A 17382-nucleotide genomic window follows, 5' to 3' on the forward strand; every position below is an offset into this window, starting at 1 on the left:
GGTTCAGGTGATGGATGAATCGGGAGGCATCAGCGAGCGGCTGCGAAAACGCGGCCACACGGTCCCCAGCACGAACACGCGCACCATGTACGGCACCAGCCCGCCCTCGTTGAGCGCAGGATCCACCCGCGCGCGGTAACGCGTGCGATGCAGATGCGTGAGCTCGGACCAATGGGCATGCGGGTTCTCGTGGTGTGCGGTGTGCAGGCCGATGTTGAACAGCAAGGGGTTCACCAGCCCCTCGAAATTGCGGGCGTAGTTCAGCTGGCTACCCGAGGTATCGCCCGGCGCCTCCTTGCGCACGGGTTTCCGGCCGTCGGCATGCGCGTGCTGAAGGTAGTTGGTCGCCAGCAACCAGTGCAAGCCATGCAGCTGCGGCACGATCACGAACAGCAGGGCCTTGCGCCAATCGAGCACCAGCAGAGCCGTCCAGCTCACCAGCCACAGCACGTACTGCGCCATGCAGTAGCGCCACGCGCCGCGCCGGTGCTGCCGCAGCCGCGCGAGCCACGCGAAGAACACTGGCATCAGCACCCACACGGCCTGGAACGGATGCAGCAGATAGCCCCGCAGATGGTTGGTGTCGCCGCCGAAGCGGTAGGTGCGCGCCACGTCCTTCGGCCCGTGCCGGTGGCGATGGTGGTTGGCCACGTGCGCGGGCCAGAACACGAAAGTCGGGTGCCCCTGCAGCAGCGTGATCCAGAAATCAGTCAGCCGGTTCATGCGCCGTCCGCGCCACATGCGCAGGTGCACGTGGTTGTGATGGATCACGCCGACACCGAGCGTCAGGAACAGCATCAGCCCGTACAGCAGCGCGTTGAAGCCGTGTAGCCATTGCCACGCCGCCAGCGCAGGCAAGGCGGCGAGATAGGCAAGGCTCTGCCAGTCGCGCCAGTGGCGCAGCCCCGGCAGGCGACGGCTTGCGTCATCAGGCCGCGGTCGCGCCATGCTTCTTTCGGAAAGCCTGAAGCACCGGCTCGGCCGCATCGGCCGCGATGCGCGTCCTGAAGAGCCGGTCCATGAACGTGAACTGGAAGCCGTAGTTGCCGTTGTGCACGGCGTGGTGCAAATGGTGGCGTCGACTCGCCGCGAACCAATGGCTGTACGACACGCCCGTGAAGAAGTCGTAGTTCGAATGCCCGATGCAGTTGAAGAACAGGCTGAACACCGGCACCGCCGCCAGCGCCCAGAAGCTGAAGTCGTGCACCACCATCGGCAGCAGGATCACGTTGCCGAGCATCAGCGCCTCGACGGGATGAAAGCTGTAGGTCGCCCAAGGCGTGGTCACGAACGAGCGGTGATGCGGCCCGTGAAAGCGCCGCAGCCAGCGCGTGTGCAGCAGCCGGTGGTTGATCCAGAAATGCACGTCGTTCCAGAACGCGAGCACGAGGATCTCGACCGCGATCTGCCGCCACCCCGCATCGCCGTCGAGCCGCGCCCAGCCCAGCTGCAGCAGCCCCCACGGAAACACCATGCCCAGCCCGAAGATCAGCACCGACACTCCCGATTGCCCCAGCTCGCGCCGCAGTTGCCCCGGCTGCAGCGGCCGCGGATCGAGTTCGCGCCCAATGCCCAGCGCCGGCAGCACCCGCTTCGTCAGCAGCCACGTGATGCAGCCGAAGCCGAGATAGATGCCGCCGAAAAAAAGCACGCCCCACAGCATGACCTGCAGGGCGGACAACGAGGTGAAGGTCTGCGCCATCCCCCGAGGCTACAACAGCATCTCGGGAACGATCGGCGCTATGAGCATGTTGTAGAAGCGCTGGAAGAAGCTCGACTCCGGCTCCGAGGTCAGGATCACTTCTTTCTCGCCGTCGTTCGTCAGCCATTGCAGCGTGCCGGTGTCCTTGGCCAGCCGCAGCCGGTAAGAGTTCTGCAGCTTGCTGATGTTGATGACGCGCATCATCTCGCGCGCCAGCTGCGGGCTGTCGACCACCAGCCCCATCTCGGTGTTCTGGCTGGCCGAGCGCGGGTCGAGGTTCATCGAGCCGATGAAGATGCGTGTCTTGTCGATGGCCGCAGTCTTGGCATGCAGCCGCCCGAGCGACTTGCCGAACATGCCGAAGCGCTCGCCCGCGCTGGTGCGCTGCGGGCTCAGTTCGTACAGGTCGGCGCCGCCTTGCAGCAACCGCTCGCGGTAGCGCGCGTAGCCGGTGTGCACCAGCGGCTCGTCGTTGGCGGCCAGCGAATTGGTCAGCAGCGTGAGCTTGACCTTGCGCCGGGTCAGGTCCTCGAAGGCTTCCATGCCGCGCTCGCCCGGCACCAGGTACGGCGAGGTCATGTCGACCTCGGTCTTGGCGTCGAGCAGCAGCGCCCAGACCTTCATCGTCACGCTGGTGGCGATGGCCTCGTCGGCGGTCATGGTCGCGGGCTTGGTGGGCGGATCGGCGATGGCGCGGGCCTCTCCCCACAGCAGGCCCATGCGGCCGCCGTCGAGCTCCTCGGCAATGGGGCCGTAGCCGAGGATGTCCGACGGCGGCAGCACGATCTTCGGCGGCGGCGCGGCCATGCCCACCCAGCTGTCGAAATCGGCGCCGGTCGGCTTGCGGCCGCCATCGCCCGTCACGATGTCGGCAATAGGCCAGACCTGCTCGCTGTTCCAGTAGGCGTCGAAGATCGATTCGAGCTGCGGCACCACCTTGCCGACCACCAGCGCGTCCATGTCGATGAAGTTCTGCGCCTCGCTCAGCACGAAATACTCGTCGGCGATGTTGCGCCCGCCCACCACAGCCATGGCACCGTCGGCAATGAAGAGCTTGTTGTGCATGCGGTGGTTGAGCCGCGGAATCTCCCACGGCGACGCCGCAAAGCGCGACAGGAAGCCGTTGCGCCCGCAGCAGAACGGGTTGAACAGGCGCACGTCGACGTTGGGCGTCTCGGACAGCGCCAGCAGCAACTGCTGGCTCTTCACGGTGTACAGGTCGTCCACCAGCACCCGCACCTTCACGCCTCGGCCCGCGGCCTCGCGCAGCGTGCGCAGCAGCAGGCGGCCGACGGCGTCGTTCTCGAGCTGGTAGTACTGCACCACCAGCGAGCGCTGGGCCCGCTGGGCCAGCTGTATGCGCGCATCGAGCGAGTACACGCCCAGCGGCATCAGCCGGAAGCCCGAGTGCTCGTCCGGCGGTGTGGAGGCGGCGACGATCTTCGCCAGCGTGGTCGACGGGTCGGCCGAAGCGGCGAATTCGGCGGGCCGCTCCCGCGCCGGCGGCAGCGAGCCGCAGGCGCCGAGTGTCGCTATCAGGACGCTCGCGAACGCGATGCGCAGAAACGAGAGCCAAGTGTTCATGATGCTTCGCCCATTGCTGGTGCTTCCCGCCGTTTTTTCAGTTGTTGTGTTCAATACGCCGGCCAGCCCGCACCGGTTTCAGGACGGCCCATTCCGGGGATGCTCAAGCCTAGAATTCGCTCCACATCGCTCGGAGTTACATCATGGCTCGTTCGCACCTCCATCGCATCGCATGGATGACGATTTTTGCAGCCCTTGCCCACCCCGCCTGGGCGGCCCTGGACATCGGCGACCCCGTGCCCAAGTTCACCGCCAACGCCGCCCTGGGCGGCAAGACCTTCCGCTACTCGCTGGCCGACGCGCTCGCCAAGGGACCGGTGGTGTTGTACTTCTTTCCTGCGGCAGATTCCAACGACTGCTCCATAGAGGCTCACGCCTTCGCCGAGGCCGTCGACCAGTTCGCCGCGCTGGGCGCCACCGTGATCGGTGTCTCGGCGGACGACATAGGTACCCTGTCGAAGTTCTCGGTCAAGTCCTGCCAGAGCCGCTTTCCGGTGGCGTCGGACGAGAACAAGACCGTGATCCAAGGTTTCGACGCGCTGATGCAGACGCGGCCGGACTTCGCCAACCGCCTGTCTTACGTAATCTCACCGGACGGCAAGGTCGCCTACTACTACCAGAACCTGAATCCGGACAAGCACGTGGAGCGCATGTTGAATGCCGTGAAGGCGCTGCCGAAAACCACCGCCGCCAAGTAGACACGAGCAGAGGGGCGCCGGCCCGCCCGGCCACGGATTGCGCGTGCTTCGCGCAAAATCCAGCCCCATGCAGCTCAACTACATCGCCAACGCGGACGTTCCGTCCTCCTCCGGCCGCACCCTGCCGGTCATCGATCCTTCCGACGGCCAGGCCTTCGACGAAATCCAGCGCAGCAATGCCGCCGACATCGACTCCGCCGTGCGCGCCGCGCGCGACTGCTTCGAGGGTGTCTGGCACAAGGTCAGCGCCGCCGACCGCAGCCGCCTGCTCTACAAGCTCTCGCAAAAGATCGCCGAACACGTCGACGAACTGGCGCTCATCGAGCAGCGCGACTGCGGCAAGCCCGTCAAGCAGGCGCGTGCCGACGCGGTGGCGCTGGTGCGCTACTTCGAGTTCTATGCCGGCGCCTGCGACAAGCTGCACGGCGAGACCATCCCTTACCAGGACGGCTACAGCGTCTTCACCTGGCGCGAGCCGCACGGCGTGACCGGCCACATCATTCCGTGGAACTACCCGATGCAGATCTTCGGACGCAGCGTGGGCGGCGCCCTGGCGGCGGGCAACGTGTGCGTGGTGAAGCCGGCCGAAGACGCCTGCCTCTCGCTGATCCGCGTGGCGCAGCTGGCGGCCGAAGTCGGCTTTCCGGCGGGCGCGCTCAACATCGTGACGGGCTACGGCCATGAAGTGGGCGACGCGCTCGCGCGGCACGAAGGCATCGACCACATCAGCTTCACCGGCAGCCCGAAGATCGGCACGCTGATCCAGCAGGTGGCGGCCGAGCGGCATTGCCCGGTCACGCTGGAGCTGGGCGGCAAGAGCCCGCAGATCATCTTTGCCGACGCTGATCTCGACGCGGCCATTCCCGTGGTCATCAACGCGATCGTGCAGAACGCCGGCCAGACTTGCTCGGCCGGCTCGCGCGTGCTGATCCAGCGCGACATCTACGAGCCGCTGCTCGAACGCCTGGGCCATGCCTTCGAAGCCCTGCGCGTCGGCCCCGCTGCCATGGATCTCGACGTGGGCCCGCTGATCCGCCAGACGCAGCAGCAGCGCGTGTGGGACTTTTTGAGCGACGCGCAGCATGCCGGCATCCCGATGGTGGCGCAGGGCATCGTGGTCGAGGAAGCGCCCGAGACCGGCTTCTACCAGGCACCCACCCTGCTGCGCGACGTGCCGGTCGGGCATCGACTGGCGCAGGAAGAAGTGTTCGGCCCGGTGCTGGCCGCGATGTCCTTCACCGACGAAGACGAAGCGGTCGCGCTCGCCAATGCCACGCAGTTCGGCCTGGTGGCGGGCGTGTGGACCGCCGACGGTTCTCGCCAGTTCCGCATGGCCAAGCGCGTGCGCAGCGGCCAGGTGTTCATCAACAACTACGGCGCGGGCGGAGGCGTCGAGCTGCCCTTCGGTGGTGTGAAGTCGTCGGGCTACGGGCGCGAGAAGGGCTTCGAGGCGCTGTACGGCTTCACCACACTGAAGACCGTGGCCGTCAAGCACGGCTGACCGCGCGGGGCTGGTCAGCCCAGCGCGGTGTCCAAGAGCATCATCAGCACGAAGCCGATCATCAGCCCGCTCGTGGCAAAGGCTTCATGCCCCTTGCGGTGCGACTCCGGAATGATCTCGTGGCTGATCACGAACAGCATCGCGCCCGCCGCAAAGCCGAGCCCCCAAGGCAGCAGCATCGCCGAATGGCCGACCACGGCCGCGCCCAGCACCGCACCCAGCGGCTCCACCAGCCCCGAGGCCATGCCGATCAGCACCGCGAACATGCGGCTGTAGCCGGCGGCCAACAGCGCCACCGCGACCACCAGGCCCTCGGGCACGTCCTGGATCGCGATGCCGGTGGCCAGTGCGTCAGCGCGCAGCCCGTTGTTGGCCGCATAGCCCACGCCGATGGCCAGGCCCTCGGGCACGTTGTGCAGCGCGATCGCGAACACGAAGAGCCAGGTGCGGCGCAGCTGCTTGGCGGCCTGGCCCTCGCGGCCCTTGATGAAGTGTTCGTGCGGCAGCACGCGGTCCATCAGCATCAGCACGATGCCGCCAAGCAGGATGGCGGAGCCGATCACGCCGCCCGCCGCCCAGTTGCCGCCTCCGAACACGCCCACGTTCTTTGCAGCCTCCAGGCCCGGAATGATCAGCGAGAAGGCGCTGGCCGCCAGCATCACGCCGGCGCCGAAGCCGAACAGCGTGTCCTGCAGCCGCTCCGGGAGCTTCTGCGAGAACAGCACCGGCAGCGTGCCGAGTGCGGTCGCCAGCGCGGCGACCGAGCCGCCTAGCAGGGCATTCCACACCAGCGGATCGCCACGCACGAACTGCCAGAACTGCATCACGCCCACCAGCACGCCGGCCCCGACGATGGCGAAGCCGACCCACTCGCGCATCGGGCGGGCCTGCCTGGGTTGCCGTCCGGCCATCGTGCCCTGCTGCGGCTCGTTCATGGGCCTGCTCCTCAGCCGCCGGTCGCGGCGGCGTGGCGCCGGGCCACCTCGACCCAGTTCACGACGTTGTAGAAGGCCGCGATGTATTCGGGGCGGCGGTTCTGGTACTTGAGGTAGTAGGCGTGCTCCCACACGTCGAGCCCGAGGATCGGCGTGTTGCCCGAGCCGATGCCGCGCATTAGCGGGCTGTCCTGGTTGCCGCTGCTCTCCACGGCGAGCTTGCCGCCGGAGCCTACCGACAGCCACGCCCAGCCGCTGCCGAAGCGCGTGAGGGCGGCCTTGGTGAAGGCCTCCTTGAAGGCGTCGAAGCCGCCCAGGTCGGTGTCGATGGCTTTCGCGAGCGCCCCCGTGGGCGTGCCGCCGCCACCTTGGCCGACGGGAGCCATCACGGTCCAGAACAGGCTGTGGTTGGCGTGCCCGCCGCCGTTGTTGCGCACCGGCGCGCGCAGCGCCTCGGGCAGTTGCTCGACGCCGACGATCAGCTCTTCGACTTCCGTTCCCTCGTGCGGCGTGTCTTTCAGGGCCGCATTGAGGTTGTTCACATAGGTCTGGTGGTGCTTGCCATGGTGGATTTCCATCGTCTGCGCGTCGATGTGCGGTTCGAGCGCATCGAAGGCATAGGGCAAGGCTGGCAGGGTGTACGGCACGGTCGAAAAGCTCCTTGGTTGGAAGAAGCCCTTTGCGTTGTCGACGTGTTGCGTACTCAGGCGTCCAAATGATAGGAATTCTCATTGTCCATGTCAAGACATCTGCGGCAGAGATGGCGCAAATCGGCCATCCCAGGAAGCGTTCGGCAACGATAGATACACTGCCCTGCGGCACGTTTCCCGGGAGATTTCCAACGATGAAGCTCGAACGCCTCCTTCCCCTCGCCCTGCTCGCCTGCGCCGGCCTCGCTGCCGCGCAGACCGCCACGCCGCCGGCCGGCGACTACATCTACGAACGGGGCAGCGGCTCGCTGCGCGTCAAGCCCGACGGGCACTTCGACATCACCACCATCGGCGCCAATGCCCACACCTGCGCACTCGACGGCGCCATCGTGCGCGGCAAGGCCAAGCTCGACGACTCGGCGTGCGTGGTGAACTTCGCGGTCAATGCCGACAAGGTGCAGGTCACGACCAACGGCGCGGATCAATGCCGCGACAACTGCGGCGCACGCGCCGGCTTCGAAGGCACCTACACCCGCCCCACCCCCGCCTGCACCGACAAGGCCGTCGCCAACTCGCGCAAGACCTTCAAGCGCCAGTACGACGCGAAGGACTACGCAGCCGCGCAAACCACCCTCGCGCCCGTGCTGTCGGACTGCGACAAGACCCTCGACTGGATCACCAAGGCCTGGCTGCGCAACGACCTCGCGCTCACGCAGTTCAAGCTCAACGACCGTGCCGCCTGCCTCAAGACCTTGCAGCCGCTGGCCGAGGACGCCGACCGCACCGACGACGGCATCAAGGACAACTACCCGCCGGCCGACGCCGAGATCTTCCTGCCCGTGGTCCGTGCCACCCGCACGAACCTGAAGCTCTGCCGCGGATAGCCCCCAGCCGCCCACGAGAGGCGGCACAGGTTTTCCATTCACAACAAGACGGAGACAACACCATGAGATTTCTGAAGCGCAGCCTGCGCGCGGCCGTGCTCGGCCTGGCCCTTCCCCTGCTGGCGGCGGCGCAATCGCTGCCTACAGCCAGGCCCGAGCAGATCGGCCTCTCGACCGGGCGCCTGCAGATGCTCACCGACGTGCTCAAGGCTGACGTGGCCGCCGGCAAGATCCCGGGCGCGGTGCTGCTGGTGGCGCGCCAGGGTAAGGTCGCGTGGTTCGAGCCGGTCGGCAAGCTCGACCCTGCGGCCGGCACTCCAATGCCACGCGACGGCATCTTCCGCATCTACTCGATGAGCAAGCCCATCACCACGGTGGCCGCAATGATGCTGGTGGAAGACGGCCGGCTGAAGCTCGACGACCCGATCGCGACCTACCTGCCCGAGTTCGCCACCATGACGGTGGGCGTGGAAAAGCCCGGCGCCGACGGCAAACCGGTGCTCGACACCGTGCCCGCGCGCCGCCCCATCACCGTGCAGGACCTGATGCGCCACACCTCGGGCCTGACCTACGGCTTCTTCGGCCCGGGCCTCGTGAAGCAGGCTTACAACGCCGCCGACCTGGGCGCCGGCGACCCGACGCTGGCCGAGTTCTCCCAGCGCCTCGCCAAGCTGCCGCTGGCCTACCAGCCCGGCACGACCTGGGAGTACAGCCAGTCGACCGACATCCTCGGCCGCGTGGTCGAGGTGGTGTCGGGCCAGTCGCTCTACCAGTTCGAGAAAACCCGGCTGCTCGACCCGCTGGGCATGAAGGACACCAGCTACTACGTGCCCGAGCCGGCGCGCCAGCCGCGCATTGCCGAGCCGCTGCCCAGCGACCGCAGCTTCGGCGTGGGCGCCGAGTTCAACGACCCGCGCATCGTGCGCAAGTACGAATCGGGCGGCGGCGGGCTGGTGTCGACCGCGAACGACTACGCGCGCTTCCTGCAGATGCTGCTCAACGGCGGCTCGCTCGACGGCAAGCGCTACCTCGGCCCGCGCACCATCGCGCTGATGACCGCCGACCATTCCAATGCGGGCGCCGGCATCGTGCCCGGCCCGCTCTACCTGCCGGGCCCGGGCTACGGCTTCGGCCTGGGCTTTGCGGTGCGCCGCAATGACGGCGAGGCGCCCTACCCGTCGGCCGGCGGCGAATACAACTGGGGAGGTGCGGGCGGCACCTACATGTGGGTCGACCCGAAAAACGAAATGTTCGTCGTGCTCATGCTGCAGTCGCCAAAGTACAGAACACATTACAGAACATTGACCCGGGACATGATTTATGCGGCGGTGATCAAGTAGCCTCCGTTTCACAGGCTCTTGGGGCCTGGCGCAAAATCGGAGCCCCCTCCACGAAGCCATGAAGAACAGCAGCAGCACCGTCATCCCGATCTCCGCGATCGGCCGAGCACGTCCCGCCGTGGCCGTGCCGGAGGTTGCCGTGCCCGCCACGGGGTTGCTGCTCGACCGCCTGGGCCGGCCCATGACCGACCTGCGCATCAGCGTGACCGACCGCTGCAACTTCCGCTGCAGCTACTGCATGCCGAAGGACGTGTTCGACAAGGACTACAAGTACCTGCCGCACAGCGCGCTGCTCAGCTTCGAGGAAATGACACGGCTGGCCCGCCTGTTCGCCGCCCATGGCGTGCGCAAGATCCGGCTGACCGGCGGCGAACCGCTGCTGCGCAAGAACATCGAGGGGCTCATCGAACAACTCGCCGAGATCCGCACACCCGCCGGCGAACCGCTGGCGCTGACGCTGACCACCAACGGCTCGCTGCTCGCGCGCAAGGCCGCCGCGCTCAAGGACGCCGGCCTGCAGCGCGTGACCGTGAGCCTCGACAGCCTCGACGACGCCGTCTTCCGCCACATGAACGACGTCGACTTTCCGGTGGCCGACGTGCTGGCCGGCATCGATGCGGCAATCGCCGCTGGCCTCGGCCCCATCAAGGTCAACATGGTGGTCAAGCGCGGCGCCAACGATCAAGAGATCCTGCCGATGGCCCGCTATTTCCGCACGCACCACGGCGGCAAGGTGGTGCTGCGCTTCATCGAGTACATGGACGTGGGCGCCACCAACGGCTGGCGCATGGACGAGGTGCTGCCCTCGGCCGACGTCATCGCGCGCATCCATGCCGAATTTCCCCTGGTGCCGCTCGAAGCCGCCACGCCCGGCGAAACCGCCCAGCGCTGGGCCTATGCCGACGGCACCGGCGAAATCGGCGTGATCAGCAGCGTCACCCAGGCCTTCTGCCACGACTGCAGCCGCGCGCGCCTGTCGACCGAAGGCAAGCTGTACCTCTGCCTCTTCGCGAGCGCCGGCCACGACCTGCGCCCACTGCTGCGCGGCACCGCCAGCGACGACGACATTACCTCGGCCATCGGCCACATCTGGCAGGGCCGCGCCGACCGCTACTCCGAGCTGCGCGCCCTGCACGGTCCGGATGACGACAGCAACGATGCCGGCGACAAGGCCCCGCGCCGCGTCGAGATGAGCTACATCGGCGGATGACGCAGGCGGCCGCCATGCCCGCGCACGCCACCATCGCGCCCGCCGACATCACGGGGCTGCTGCTGGCCGGCGGACGCGGCTCGCGCATGGGCGGAGTCGACAAGGGGCTGCAGCCTTTCAACGGCGAACCGCTGGCGCTGCATGCAATACGGCGGCTGGGGCCGCAAGTCGGCCGGCTGATGGTCAATGCCAATCGCAACCTCGCCGACTACGAAATCTTCGGCGTGCCGGTCTGGCCCGACAGCCTCGCGGACTATGCGGGGCCGCTCGCGGGCTTTCTGACCGGGCTGGAGCACTGCGCCACGCCCTGGCTGCTGACCGTGCCTTGCGACACTCCCCTGTTCCCGACTGACCTGGCCGCCCGGCTCGCCGAAGCGGTCGTTGCCGGCAATGCGGAGATCGCCATCGCCGCCGCGCCTGAAGCCGTCGAAGGCGACGTGGCGCTGCGCCTCCAACCCGTCTTCTGCCTGCTGCGCGCCGACCTGCGCGACAGCCTGCAGCGCTACACCGAAGCCGGCGGCCGCAAGGTTCACACATGGACCGCGCAGCACCGCACGGCGCACGTGCCCTTCGACCGTCCCGGCGACTCACCCGACGCCTTTTTCAACGCCAACACCCTGGCCGAACTGCACGCACTCGAAAACCGATGAGCCGCATCGCAGACATCGCTTCCGCCCTCACGGGCTATGACGACGCCGCCGACCTGAGCGTCGAGGCCGTCCACGCCTTTCTTTCGCAACTGACGGCCACGTCCGTCGTCACGCAGCGCGAGAGCGTTTCGCTGCTCGACGCCCTCGGCCGCGTGCTGGCCGAAGACATCGTCTCGCCCGTCAGCGTGCCGCCGCACGACAACTCCGCCATGGACGGCTACGCCTTCGACGGCGCAGTGCTGCCCGAGAACGCGCCCATCGACGCCTCCGTCACGTTGCGCGTGGCAGGCACGGCGCTGGCCGGCGCGGCCTGGCGCGGCGCGCTGGGCCCGGGCGATGCGGTGCGCATCATGACCGGCGCGATGATGCCGGCGGGCCTCGACACCGTCATTCCGCAGGAGTTCTGCAAGGTCGACGGCGACCGCGTGTGCTTCCCGGCCAAGGTGCTGCGCCGCGGCGACAACCGCCGTTTCGCGGGCGAAGACCTGATGAAGGGCCAGCCCGCGCTGCGCAAGGGCGAGCGCCTCTCGCCGGCCGCGCTCGGCATGGTCGCGAGCCTCGGTCTGCCGGGCGTGCCCGCGCTGCGGCGGCTGCGGGTGGCCTGCTTCTCGACCGGCGACGAGATCCTGAGCCTCGGCGACACGCCGCGCGAAGGCGCCGTGTACGACAGCAACCGCTACACCGTGATCGGCTTGCTCACGCGGCTGGGCTGCGAGGTGATCGACCTCGGCCTGGTACGCGACGACCCGGCCACGCTCGCCGCCACGCTGCAGCGCGCCGCACGCGAGGCCGATGCCATCGTCACCAGCGGCGGCGTCAGCGCGGGCGCGGCAGACCACACGCGCGACGTGATGCAGCAGCTGGGCGACATGGCGTTCTGGCGCGTGGCCATGCGCCCGGGCCGTCCGCTGGCTGTGGGGTTGATTTCGCGCGAGGCCTCACCTCAGCCGGCCGTGCTGTTCGGCCTGCCGGGCAATCCGGTGGCCGTGATGGTCACCTTCCTGGCCTTCGTGCGGCCGGCACTGCTGCGCATGATGGGCTGCCATGAAGCAGCCGCCGCGCCACCGCCGCTGCTGCGCGCGCGCAGCACGAGCCCGATCCGCAAGAAGCCGGGCCGCACCGAATACCAGCGCGGTTTTGTAAAGAACGTGCGGGGCGCGTTGCCCGAAGTGTGCGTGGCGAGCCACCAGGGCTCGGGCGTGCTCAGCTCGATGGTCGAGGCCAACGGGCTTGTGGTGCTGCACCACGACCAGGGCAGCGTGGCGGCGGGCGACGAAGTCGACGTGATGATGTTCGACGGCGTGATCTAGCCAGCCAACGCCACCCGGCTCAGATCCTTCCGAGCGCCTTGTCCACGCCCTTGTTGGCCAGCATGTCGGCGCGCTCGTTGCCCGGATCGCCCGAGTGGCCCTTGACCCAGCGCCATTCGATCTGGTGTCCGCCCTCGCTCACCAGCTTGTCGAGCCGCTGCCAGAGCTCGACGTTCTTCACCGGCTGCTTGCTCGCGGTGAGCCAGCCCTTGGCCTTCCAGCCGCGGATCCATTCGGTGATGCCCTTGCGCACGTACTGGCTGTCGAGGTACAGCAGCACCTTGCAGGGCCGCTTGAGCGCCGCCAGCCCCTCGATGACGGCGGTCAGCTCCATGCGGTTGTTGGTGGTGTTGAGTTCACCTCCGAACAGGTCTTTCTCGGTGGCGCCCGACTTGAGCCACGCGCCCCAGCCACCGGGTCCGGGATTGCCCTTGCACGCACCATCGGTGTAGATCACGACTTCGTTCAAACTGACTTTTCCTTCTCTTTCATTCGATCCTCTTCATTCGATTTCGACCATTTCAATTCTTGTTCGGCTCGCTGCGATGCACCTTGCCGGCAATGGGCACGGGCGCGGTGGCGCGGGCGCCTGAGCGCCGCCAGTCGGCGCTCAGCAGGCGCATGCCGCGCACCCGCTTCACAGCGACCAAAAAATAGGCTGCGCCAAAGATCGGCCACCAGCGCTCGCCGGCGGCGTCCATCCAGCGCGAGCGCTCCAGCCAGGCCTCGCTGCGCACCGCCGGCCGGTAGATGCCGAAGCGGCCCGACTCCACCTCGAAGCTCAGCAGGCGCAGCCAGTCGCGCATGCGCCAGTAGCCGATGAACTCCCCGCCTTCTGGCAGGTAAAGATCGCCGATGCCCAGCCGGCGGTAGATGTGCGCGCGGCGCTGCCGCATGCCCCAGAGGCTGGCCGGGTTGAGCCCGCAGATCACCACGCGGCCCTCGGGCACCAGCACCCGCTCTACCTCGCGCAGGGTGGCGTGCGGGTCGGGGCTGAGTTCGAGCGCGTGCGGCATCACCACCAGGTCGAGGCTGTTGGCGGCAAAAGGCAGCGCCGCAAAGTCGGTCAGGAGCGTTGCCTTGCTGGCGCGGGCGGGGTCGTCCAGCGCCAGCCAGCGGTGCGGCATGCGGTTGGCGCGCAGCCCGTCGACCTCTGCCGCGCCCAGCTGCAGCGCGTGATAGCCGAACACATCGGCCACCGCCTGATCGAACTGGGCCTGCTCCCAAGCCAGAAGGTAGCGCCCCGGGGGGGTCGCGAACCAATCCTGCAAACCTATAATTTGACCGCTCATGACCCTTGTTCCGCTGCCCGCCTTCGCTGACAACTACATCTGGATGCTGCACGACGGGTCCCACGCCATCGTGGTGGATCCGGGCGATGCCCAACCGGTGTTCGACGCGCTGGCGCGCCACAAGCTGCAGCTGGCCGCGATTCTAGTCACGCACCACCACCCAGATCACACGGGGGGCGTGGCCGCGCTGCATGCAGCCACCGGCGCGCCGGTCTGGGGGCCCGCACGCGAGCGCATTCCCGAGCCGTACACGCCGCTGGCGCAGGGCGACATCGCGGAAGTGCTCGGCCTGCGCTTCGAGGTCATCGACGTGCCGGGCCATACCGCCGGCCATATCGCCTACTTCCTGCCCGCCGCGCAAACCGCGCTCAACGATGCACCGCTGCTGTTCTGCGGCGACACGCTGTTCTCCGGTGGCTGCGGCCGCTTGTTCGAAGGCACGCCCGCGCAGATGCTGGCCTCGCTCGATGCACTCGCCGCATTGCCCGGCGACACGCGTGTCTGCTGCGCTCACGAGTACACACTTTCTAACCTGCGTTTCGCCCAGGCGGTGGAACCGGCCAACGCCGAACTGAGTCACTACAACGCGCGCTGCGAAAGCCTGCGCGCGAAGGGGCAGCCCACGCTGCCGTCGCAACTGGCGATCGAACGCCAGGTCAACCCCTTTCTTCGCAGCCGCGAAGCCACTGTCCTTAGAGCGGTGCGTGCCCATGCCGAGCTGGCTGCCGATGCAGCCGAAGCCGATGTGTTTGCCGCATTGCGCCAATGGAAAAACGACTTCCGATGAAATTTATCGCTGCCACCTGCCTTGCAGGTTCACTGGTGCTCGCGGGCTGCGCGGGCACGAACAACAACAGCTCTTCCCCCTCTTCTTCATCGTCACCCCAGGCCGGCGGCACCGGCTCCAAGATTGCCGGCAGCGCGGCTCCCATCTACCCGCGCGACTCCCTCTCCCCCCTCACCAGCGGCCAGGCCCATTCGCAGAGCGTGGTCACGCTCGCGCCGCCGGTCGACATGTGGGACCGCATCCGCCGCGGCTTCAAGATGCCCAACCTCGACAGCGACCTGGTGCGCGACCGCGAGCAGTGGTACGCCAGCCGGCCCGACTACATCCAGCGCATGACGGAGCGCTCGAACAAATACATCTTCCACATCGTCGAGGAACTCGAGCGGCGCAACATGCCGACCGAACTCGCGCTGCTGCCCTACATCGAGAGCGCATTCAACCCGCAGGCCATCTCCAGCGCGCGCGCCGCGGGCATGTGGCAGTTCATGCCGGCCACCGGCACCGACTTCGACCTGAAGCAGAACATCTTCCGCGACGACCGCCGCGACGTGGTGGCCTCCACCCGCGCCGCGCTCGACTACCTGCAGAAGCTCTACGGCATGTTCGGCGACTGGCAGCTGGCCCTGGCCGCCTACAACTGGGGCGAAGGCAGCGTGAGCCGCGCCATCGCCAAGAACCAGCGCCTGGGCCTGCCCACCACCTACAGCGACCTCACGATGCCCGCCGAGACGCGCATGTACGTGCCCAAGCTGCAGGCCGTGAAGAACATCGTGGCGAACCCCCAGGCCTTCAACACCGAACTTCCGCTGATCGCCAACCACCCGTACTTCCAGACCGTCACGCTCACGCGCGACCTCGACGTGGAGCTCGCCGCCAAGCTGGCCGACGTACGGCTCGACGATTTCCGCGCCCTCAACCCCGCCGCCCACAAGCCGGTGCTGATCGCCGCCGGCACGCCGCAGATCCTGCTGCCGTGGGACAACGCAGCCGTGTTCCAGCGCAACTTCGACGCCTATTCGCAGGGCCAGTACGCGAGCTGGACGGCCTGGGTCGTGCCCAACACCATGACGGTGGCCGACGCGGCCCAGCGCTCGGGCATGAGCGAGGCCGACCTGCGCGCCATGAACAACGTGCCGCCGCGCATGCTCATCAAGGCCGGCTCGACGCTGATCGTGCCGCGCGGCGCCCGCGTGAAGGAAGACGTGGCGGCCGTGGTGGCCGACGGCGGCCACCTGAGCTTCCAGCCCGAGATCGTCACCCGCCGCACGACCGTCAAGGCCGGGCGCGCCGACAGCGTTGCCAGCATCGCGCGCCGCTATAACCTCAAGCCGGCCAACGTGGCCGAGTGGAACGACGTGCAGCCCAACCACGCGTTCAAGCGCGGCTACAGCGTGGTGGTGTATCTGCCCGTTCGCGCGACGGTTGCGACCCGCGCTGGCACCGGCATCCGGCCCGTACAGACGTCTCACGTCGCGGCTTCTCCCGCACGCCGTGGCGGTGCGTCCTCGAAGGCGGCCGCACCGCGGGGCTCCAATGTGGCCAAGGTTCCCGCCAGCAGCAAGCAGCAGGTCGTGCGCGAGAAGCGCGGCGGCACGCCGGCGAAGAAGAAGCGCTAAGGCCTGCGCTTCAGTGGGCCTTCTCGGCCCACGCCCTGCGGCGCACCACGGCCTCCAGCGTGGCCACGGCGATCATGATGACTGTGGTGAGCGTGCCCACCACCATCACCGTCATGTGCGACGCAAAAACCGCGAGCACCGCCAGCAGCCCCAGCCCATAGAGATGCGATTGCGGCAGGAAGCCGCGCACCACGCGCTTGAACAGCGCATTGCCGAACAGATAGAGCGCCGGGCCGCCAATCAGCGCGCCTAGGTACTTGAGCTCGGCATGGTGCGAGCCCTCGCCGATCGTCAGCTCGTCCGCCACCGCGCAGACGATGATGCCCGCCACCAGAATGACGTGCGTGTAGTGGAACTTGGCGCCGACGCCGCCCGGGTCCGCGGCATGCTCGATGACGTGCGTCGCCTCCTTGGCGCTGGTGTCGAAGTACATCCACCACATCGCCAGGCTGCCCGCGAAGCCCACGAGCAGCGCGAACAGATCGCTTCCGTGCCATTCAGGGTGGTGCCCGAAGGCGATGCCGGTGGCCAGCACCGACTCGCCCAGCGCGACGATCACGAACAGCTGGCAGCGCTCGGCGAGATGGCCGCCGTCGATGGTCCAGTCGCTGGTCAGCGAACGGCCCAGGCCCGGAAAGCGCAAGCCGATCATCGGTGCGATGTACTCGCACAAAACGCCGCCGAACCACAGCGCGAGACGCGCCGGCCCGTCGACCAGGCCACCGGCGATCCAGAACACGCCGGCCACGCAATTCCACGCCAGCAGGCGGCGGAAGTTGGGTGTGAGTGGATCGTTCGGGCCGATGGCAATCAGCATGCAGAGCGTGCGCCCCGCCTGGATGCCCACGAAGCACAGCGCGAACGCCAGTCCCCGCTCGGCAAAGGCACCCGGCAGCGCCGAGGCCATCACCATCGCCAGCAGCATGATTGCGAACAGTACGCCGCGGATACGTAGCGCGCTGGGGTTGAACCAGTTGGTGGTCCAGGCCGTGTACTGCCAGCCCAGCCAGACAGCGAACCACATGACCAGCGTCTGGAGCGCGCCCAATAGCGTGAGGTGGTCGAGCAGGTAGTGGGAAAGCTGCGTGACTGAAAACGCGTAGACCAGGTCGAAGAACAGCTCTTCGTTCGAAACCTTGGCGGCCTGGTCGCGCGAGCGCAAGGTCGTGGCCCGCTTGTGGTCGTGGCTCATTGTTCGTTTACCCCCGTGAATCGTTGCAGCG

At 67.7% G+C, this 17382-nt stretch carries 17 protein-coding genes; 9 read left to right on the plus strand and 8 right to left on the minus strand.

The window, feature by feature from the left end:
* Positions 1-3: 3 nt before the first annotated feature.
* The 3 genes from NWF24_RS17300 to NWF24_RS17310 are packed head-to-tail and all read right to left on the minus strand — an operon-like array spanning position 4 to position 3286.
* Positions 4-948, minus strand: a complete 945-nt coding sequence (locus tag NWF24_RS17300) for a fatty acid desaturase (RefSeq protein WP_258349598.1) — start codon at positions 946-948, stop codon at positions 4-6.
* A complete protein-coding gene (locus NWF24_RS17305) occupies positions 929-1702 on the minus strand; it encodes a sterol desaturase family protein (protein WP_258349599.1) in 774 nt (257 codons plus the stop codon). Before NWF24_RS17305 ends, NWF24_RS17300 begins: the two co-directional genes overlap by 20 nt.
* 9 nt (positions 1703-1711) lie before the next feature.
* Complete coding sequence (locus tag NWF24_RS17310) at positions 1712-3286, minus strand: phospholipase D family protein (protein WP_258349600.1); 1575 nt, start codon at positions 3284-3286, stop codon at positions 1712-1714.
* A 143-nt stretch (positions 3287-3429) separates the two neighbouring features.
* Between NWF24_RS17310 and NWF24_RS17315 the strand changes: the two genes are divergently transcribed.
* Positions 3430-3984 (plus strand): peroxiredoxin, encoded by a 555-nt coding sequence (locus NWF24_RS17315; protein WP_375338382.1) that lies wholly within the window; start codon positions 3430-3432, stop codon positions 3982-3984.
* A 67-nt stretch (positions 3985-4051) separates the two neighbouring features.
* Positions 4052-5485, plus strand: coding sequence for an aldehyde dehydrogenase family protein (locus NWF24_RS17320; protein WP_258349601.1), 1434 nt, complete (start codon positions 4052-4054; stop codon positions 5483-5485).
* 14 nt (positions 5486-5499) lie between these two features.
* Here NWF24_RS17320 and NWF24_RS17325 read toward each other — a convergent pair whose 3' ends face one another.
* Both NWF24_RS17325 and NWF24_RS17330 read right to left on the minus strand, forming a co-directional pair.
* A complete protein-coding gene (locus tag NWF24_RS17325; RefSeq protein WP_258349602.1) occupies positions 5500-6420 on the minus strand; it encodes a ZIP family metal transporter in 921 nt (306 codons plus the stop codon).
* A gap of 11 nt (positions 6421-6431) precedes the next feature.
* Positions 6432-7067, minus strand: a complete 636-nt coding sequence (locus tag NWF24_RS17330) for a superoxide dismutase (RefSeq protein WP_258349603.1) — start codon at positions 7065-7067, stop codon at positions 6432-6434.
* Positions 7068-7264: 197 nt separating this feature from the next.
* On the opposite strand from NWF24_RS17330, the gene NWF24_RS17335 reads away from it, so the two are divergent.
* From NWF24_RS17335 to moeA, 5 genes are all read left to right on the plus strand, one after another.
* Positions 7265-7954: a hypothetical protein gene (locus tag NWF24_RS17335; protein ID WP_258349604.1), complete on the plus strand. Its 690-nt coding sequence runs from the start codon at positions 7265-7267 to the stop codon at positions 7952-7954.
* A 62-nt stretch (positions 7955-8016) separates the two neighbouring features.
* Positions 8017-9294, plus strand: coding sequence for a serine hydrolase domain-containing protein (locus NWF24_RS17340; protein WP_258349605.1), 1278 nt, complete (start codon positions 8017-8019; stop codon positions 9292-9294).
* Between the two features lie 58 nt (positions 9295-9352).
* Positions 9353-10504: a GTP 3',8-cyclase MoaA gene (gene moaA / locus NWF24_RS17345; RefSeq protein ID WP_309148834.1), complete on the plus strand. Its 1152-nt coding sequence runs from the start codon at positions 9353-9355 to the stop codon at positions 10502-10504.
* A 14-nt stretch (positions 10505-10518) separates the two neighbouring features.
* A complete protein-coding gene (gene mobA / locus NWF24_RS17350) occupies positions 10519-11154 on the plus strand; it encodes a molybdenum cofactor guanylyltransferase MobA (protein ID WP_258349606.1) in 636 nt (211 codons plus the stop codon).
* Positions 11151-12464 (plus strand): molybdopterin molybdotransferase MoeA, encoded by a 1314-nt coding sequence (moeA, locus tag NWF24_RS17355; protein ID WP_258349607.1) that lies wholly within the window; start codon positions 11151-11153, stop codon positions 12462-12464. Before mobA ends, moeA begins: the two co-directional genes overlap by 4 nt.
* 19 nt (positions 12465-12483) lie before the next feature.
* Here the strand turns inward: moeA and rnhA are convergent, their stop codons facing one another.
* Entirely contained in the window at positions 12484-12933 is a 450-nt protein-coding gene (gene rnhA, locus NWF24_RS17360) for a ribonuclease HI (protein ID WP_258349608.1), read from the minus strand.
* Between the two features lie 52 nt (positions 12934-12985).
* Complete coding sequence (locus NWF24_RS17365; protein WP_375338383.1) at positions 12986-13756, minus strand: class I SAM-dependent methyltransferase; 771 nt, start codon at positions 13754-13756, stop codon at positions 12986-12988.
* Here NWF24_RS17365 and gloB point away from each other — a divergent pair.
* Together gloB and NWF24_RS17375 are read left to right on the plus strand one after the other, a co-directional pair.
* Positions 13755-14543 carry a hydroxyacylglutathione hydrolase gene (gene gloB, locus NWF24_RS17370; RefSeq protein ID WP_258349609.1) on the plus strand — a complete coding sequence of 263 codons (789 nt, stop codon included), beginning with the start codon at positions 13755-13757 and terminating at the stop codon, positions 14541-14543. The genes NWF24_RS17365 and gloB overlap by 2 nt on opposite strands.
* Entirely contained in the window at positions 14540-16159 is a 1620-nt protein-coding gene (locus tag NWF24_RS17375; protein WP_258349610.1) for a transglycosylase SLT domain-containing protein, read from the plus strand. Before gloB ends, NWF24_RS17375 begins: the two co-directional genes overlap by 4 nt.
* Before the next feature lie 10 nt (positions 16160-16169).
* On the opposite strand, the gene NWF24_RS17380 is transcribed toward NWF24_RS17375, so the two are convergent.
* Positions 16170-17351: a low temperature requirement protein A gene (locus NWF24_RS17380; RefSeq protein ID WP_258349611.1), complete on the minus strand. Its 1182-nt coding sequence runs from the start codon at positions 17349-17351 to the stop codon at positions 16170-16172.
* Positions 17352-17382 lie beyond the last annotated feature (31 nt).

The sequence above is a fragment of the Variovorax paradoxus genome (assembly GCF_024734665.1).
GTDB lineage: Bacteria > Pseudomonadota > Gammaproteobacteria > Burkholderiales > Burkholderiaceae_C > Variovorax.